3 protein-coding genes are annotated in these 4,978 nt (G+C 32.2%); 1 reads left to right on the top strand and 2 read right to left on the bottom strand.

The features are described from left to right. The first annotated feature begins 83 nt into the window (after positions 1 to 83). Entirely contained in the window at positions 84 to 1,574 is a 1,491-nt protein-coding gene (gene mqo, locus ACVC2P_RS11225; protein WP_452598562.1) for a malate dehydrogenase (quinone), read from the top strand. A gap of 434 nt (positions 1,575 to 2,008) precedes the next feature. On the opposite strand, the gene ACVC2P_RS11220 is transcribed toward mqo, so the two are convergent. Then, entirely contained in the window at positions 2,009 to 3,841 is a 1,833-nt protein-coding gene (locus ACVC2P_RS11220; protein ID WP_452598561.1) for a PEP/pyruvate-binding domain-containing protein, read from the bottom strand. 96 nt (positions 3,842 to 3,937) lie between these two features. Continuing rightward, entirely contained in the window at positions 3,938 to 4,507 is a 570-nt protein-coding gene (locus ACVC2P_RS11215; protein ID WP_452598560.1) for a DUF4956 domain-containing protein, read from the bottom strand. Positions 4,508 to 4,978: the final 471 nt, after the last annotated feature.

Here is a 4,978-nt window from a genome sequence, read left to right as displayed (position 1 = left end):
TTACAATATACAAGTTTTTATATGTGGTAATTAAGTTCTTGAGATCAAAATATGTATATTTATTCAGAACATAAATACTAAGTATGAATAAGCAGAATATAGATGTTAATACCGATTACGATTTAATCTGCATAGGCGCAGGCATTATGAGTGCAACCTTAGCACTATTAGTAAAATTGGTAAAACCAGAACTTAATGTATTAATACTAGAACGTTTAGAAGATGTGGCTTTAGAAAGTTCTGCTGCTTGGAATAACGCTGGAACAGGACATTCTGCTTTATGCGAATTAAATTACACACCAGAACAAGATAATGGAAGCATAGATTGTACAAAAGCCTATAAAATTTGTAAACAATTTGAAATCTCTAAACAATTTTGGTCATATTTAATTTCTGAAGGCTTAATAGATAATCCTAGAGATTTTATTAATACAGTGCCACACCATAGTTGGGTTACAGGAAAAAACAACGCTAATTATTTAAAGAAGCGTTTTGAAGCTTTAAAAGAGCATTTTATGTTTGATAGTATGGAGTTTACTACTGCAATAGATAAAATGAAACAATGGTTTCCTTTAATTATGGAAGGTAGAGGAGAAGGTGATATTATGGCAGCTACTAGAATAGAACGTGGTGCTGAGATGAATTTTGGAGCTTTAACTAAAAAGCTATTTCATGTTTTAGAAACAGAATATAATACACCCGTACACTGTAACGAAGCTGTTATAGATATAGATCCAGATAAAGAAGTCGAGTGGTCTGTAGAAGTGCAAAATACCAAAACAAAAGAAAAACAATATCTAGACGCTAGACATATATTTATAGGCGCAGGAGGTGGTAGCTTATTGTTATTACAAAAAGTAGAAATAGCAGAAAAAGAAGGCTATGGTGGTTTCCCTGTAAGTGGTGAATGGTTGGTGTGTAAAAACGAAGCTATTATAAACCAGCATTTTGCTAAAGTCTATAGTAAAGCAGGAGTTGGTGATCCGCCAATGTCCACCCCGCATTTAGATACCCGTTTTATAGATGGTAAGCGCGCCTTATTGTTTGGACCATTTGCAGGATTTAGTCCTAAGTTTTTAAAGGAGGGGTCTAATTTCGATTTGTTTAAATCGATTAAAGCAGATAATATAAAACCAATGCTAAATGCCTTTTGGGACAATTTACCTTTAACCCAATATTTGGTAAAACAGGTAACAGCATCTCATGAGGATAGAATGAACGATCTACGTAAGTTTATAAAAAATGCAAGAAGTGAAGATTGGGAAATTCTAGTTGCTGGACAACGTGTACAAATTATTAAAAAAGACCATTACGAAGGTGGTAAACTGCAATTTGGTACAGAAGTAGTACGTAGTAAAGATGGGAGTATAACTTGTCTATTAGGAGCTTCTCCGGGCGCTTCTACAGCTACACAGATTATGTTAGAGGTATTAGAGATTGCGTTTCCAGAAGTAGTACATTCCGAAAAAGGGAAAACGCTTTTAAATACTATTGTTCCGATGTGGAAACAGGATTTAGATGCAACCAGTTTTAAAGCTGCTGTTGCGGATTCTAAGCGGGTGTTGAAACTTTAATATTTAGTAGTGTTGGCAGTACGCCGTTTTCGGTATAGTGTAGAATATATTCTGTATGCTCGTTATGCGTTTTAATAAGATATTGTTACTTCTATTTATTTTAAATTATTTACTCCCGTCACGTCGAGTGGTTTTGTGAAGCCAGAGCGAAACAAAATTGTATTGAGACGCTTTGTTTCTGTATATGGTTCTCGATACGTTTTTCGTAGCTCAAAACACTCGAACTGACGATGCATGTGCTATTTCACTCGAACCAATGTGCTATTTAAAATAAAGCTCTACCGTCACGTCGAGTGGTTTTGTGGAGCTAAAGCGAAACAAAATTGTATCGAGATGCTTTGTTACTGTAAAAGGTTCTCGATACGTTTTTCGTAGCTCAAAACACTCGAACTGACGATGCGTGTGTTATTTCACTCAAACAGGCGTTTTCTATACTAATCATTAAAATAACGTACTTGTTTAATATATAAATCTCGTGTTGCTCCATCTATTTTAAATTCTACGTCCAAGCCATAATTTAAATACGTACTTTTAACTTTATACAAACGATTATAGAAATAGTGCTTCTTTATTTGTTCTAGTTGTTGTGTTAGTTTAACTGTTTCTTTTTCAGATAGAATAAGTTTATTATTATTTAAGCTAGAATGAGAAATAACTTCTACTATATTTCTATCGTAAAGACTGGTTTTGGTGCCCGAATAACAAATTAATTGATCGCAAGTTACAGCTTTGTCTGGGGCTACAACGGGTTCTTCTCCTAATTGTACATTTATTACGGTACCGTAATAATTTTTACGGTATAGGTTTTTAGTAATGGCAACACCGTTTGCTTTTTCGCTAGGGAAGGAGCGGTGTACTAAAATACCCATTGCAACACTGCTTTGATCTATATTATAATAATTACGCTCTAAGTACGCACGCTCTAACCACAAGCTGGCCCAAACCTTTTTTATGGCTTTTTCTATGGTCTTTACAGAGTCTCCAACAATTCCTGTTTTAGAGTCGTATAAACCTGCACCACTAAACCCTACAATATCTTCTGCATTGGTAGAGCTTCTAAAACGCATACGTTTATAATTGCCTAAGGCTTTAATTTTTTGTTCTACGGCTAAAATTAAAACAGGGTCTAGTTTGGTTCTTTTTATGCGCTTTCTAATTGTTTTAAGTTGTGTTTTTACTGTTTTTTTGGTATTATTAGCCGAGTTGTCTATTAGTTTTTGTAATAAGGTGTCTGCTCCAGAAGTTTTTAAGTGCATTTCGTAATAATAAAACGGAATGGCAAATGCTGCTTCTGGAACTTTGAAGTCATTTTTTTTAGAGAGTTTTTGTAATTCTCCAAAGTTTGCAGCTTTTCCTCCTACAAGGTTTACAGATTTTATAGTAACATCTTTCATGCTTATTAACGAGTCTGTAAATACATCTTTATAGAGGTAATTAAGTGATTGTTTCTTTTGTTTTGTTTTTTTATCGAAAACGGCTTTAGTTACAGGGGTTATATAAAAGGTGTCTAGTTTTACTTCAAAAGCAACATATTTATTTGCGTACTGTTTTAACCGCTTAGAGTGCATGGCTTTTGTATAAGCCGCCATAGGGACTTTTCTGTTTTTTCCTAATATGGAAATATGACTTAAAGGTGTTTGTAAATTTGTAGTAATTAAACCTGCTGTTAACGGTAGTTCTAAAATTGGTTTGTCTATTACAATAATATCGTTTTTGTTAATTTGTAGTTGTTTTATAGAATCGATATTTATAAAGCGCAATTTTCCATAACTTTTATTAGTGCTTATGGGTTGGTAGGTTTGGTTTTTATAAAGCGCATTAGCTTGTATTAAAGGAATAGAAAACTGCTGTTTTAATTCCTGTAACCGTGCTGTATGTATAAAGAATTTAAAGTCTTTAAAATAACTTTCTTGTTGTATGGTGCGGTATAAAAACTCGATATCTTGAACATGCATCTGGTCTACAGGCGATAGTTCTAAAGTATAAGAATCGTTATATTTATAATGATTAATATTGGCTAATAAATAGCGTTTGTATTTGTGTGTTGCCGAATAATTGTACGCGTTAAATTGATGTTGATTGTAGTTATGTCCTAAATAATCTAAGCAGAAATCGTAATGATACTTGTAACGTTTGCTATTAATGAAATATAATTGTTTAGCTTTTAAATCGTAAACCACCTTTAAGGCTTCTACGTTACCATATTTATTGGTTATGGGTTTTGCTTTCAGCGTGTTAAAATCTGAAATAGATGTTAACTCTTCCATGCAATTTATTTGAGCTGAAAGTGTTTGGTTTGCTAAAACGAAAACCACGACAACAATAGAAATTAACCTGAAAAATGTGTTTTTAAACAACTTCATTTATTGCATGTATTGTATATTAATTTCTGCTGTTTCTGAAGCAAAATCGATACTTCTTACTTCTAGCTTATAAATGGTAACCTGCAAACGCGATTCTATATCTGCTTTTAAAGCAGCTTTATCATTGAGCTTTAAAAGCTCTAAATTAGTATAGTTTATTTTAGTTGAAGTTATTTGCTTGTATTTAAAAACGGTTTCTAATAACCAGATGATGAATACAATAATCCCATTAGAAAGTATGAGTTCTAAATAATGCGAAGGTGTTGTTAATGCATTAATTACCGAAAGCCCTATTATAGAAAATAAATAGGTCATTTCTTTAATGTTAATAGAAGTGGTACGGTATCTAATAATTCCAAAAATGGCAAAAAGCCCTAAGGCGAAACCGAGTTGTAACTGAATGTTTTTTAATAGAAAACATAATAGGAATACAATAATACTAATAACGCTGTACGTGAAGAGATATTCACTCTTTTTCGTGGTTTTATAATAAATGAACCTAATAATTAGTGTTGAAACCACTAGGTTAATGCCTAGCTTAATTAATAGTTCTATAAGTGATTCTTGCATGGTTATGGTTTAGTCTATATTGTATTCGTTTTGTATGTGTTGAAAATTCGTTAATTCGAGTGTGTTTTACGATTGAAATGAGTAAAACTTGTATCGAGAATAAGAATTTATATTTCTAACATGTTCTCGATACGATTTTTCGTTTCTCAAAATCACTCGAACTGACTTACTAGTATTCTTTAATTCATAATAAACAACTCGTTATTTAAATATAACGTTATTTCAATATAAGTATTTTCTAATGTAATCAAATTTATATAAATGTCCTTTTAGGTATTGTTTTATGTAGGATGTTATATAAGAGTTTTATTGTATTGGGAACTGTTTATTTAATTAAAATGAGCTTCGCTATTTTTTGAAAAACCATCCGATTTTTTCATTCTGAAAAAACCACCTTCCTTTAAAAAAAAAGGAAGGTGCTGTGCTTTTAGACTTCTATTAGTTTCGATAAGCTAAGACTGACATTTGAGT

The sequence above is a fragment of the Pontimicrobium sp. MEBiC01747 genome (assembly GCF_053601635.1).
This window is presented reverse-complemented; position numbering and strand designations above follow the sequence as displayed.

Coding starts and splice junctions, on each gene's coding strand:
- mqo (WP_452598562.1), top strand. CDS start 84: ATGAATAAGCAGAATATAGATGTTAATACCGATTACGATTTAATCTGC.
- ACVC2P_RS11220 (WP_452598561.1), bottom strand. CDS start 3,841: ATGGAAGAGTTAACATCTATTTCAGATTTTAACACGCTGAAAGCAAAA.
- ACVC2P_RS11215 (WP_452598560.1), bottom strand. CDS start 4,507: ATGCAAGAATCACTTATAGAACTATTAATTAAGCTAGGCATTAACCTA.